This window comes from Pseudoalteromonas sp. GW168-MNA-CIBAN-0100 (assembly GCF_040309225.1).
GTDB lineage: Bacteria > Pseudomonadota > Gammaproteobacteria > Enterobacterales > Alteromonadaceae > Pseudoalteromonas > Pseudoalteromonas arctica.
Genome location: NZ_JBEOOL010000229.1, coordinates 1 through 363 on the forward strand (window position 1 = coordinate 1; position 363 = coordinate 363).

Annotated in this window: 1 protein-coding gene; it reads right to left on the reverse strand. The window is 40.5% G+C overall.

From position 1 onward, the window contains the following. Positions 1-363 (reverse strand): protein kinase (locus AAEY62_RS20870; protein WP_350636207.1); only part of this gene is annotated, 363 nt, incomplete at both ends.

Genomic DNA, 363 nt, shown 5'->3' on the forward strand with positions numbered 1-363 from the left:
CGCTGTAAAATATCAGTTGTCATGCATTGCTTAGCTAGTTGCGCAAGCTTAACTGCTATTGCATTATTGTCGCTGCAAACACTTAGTAAATCATCAATTAAACAACCTAGCGCGCGTACTTCAATTAATTGCATTTGCTGGCGCTGATACTCACTCAACATAGCTAAATTAGTTGCTGCACCAAAATCGCCAAATAACACATCTGCGTCTTGGTTTACCATAGTGTTATGCGCATATACATCGCCATGGCTTACTTTATTTGCATGCAAATGTTGTAGGGTACTGGCCATTTGTTGCACAACTTTATAAATAGCTTGGCTACTATAATTACAGCCATCTGCGAAGGTGTCGCGAGTACACGTT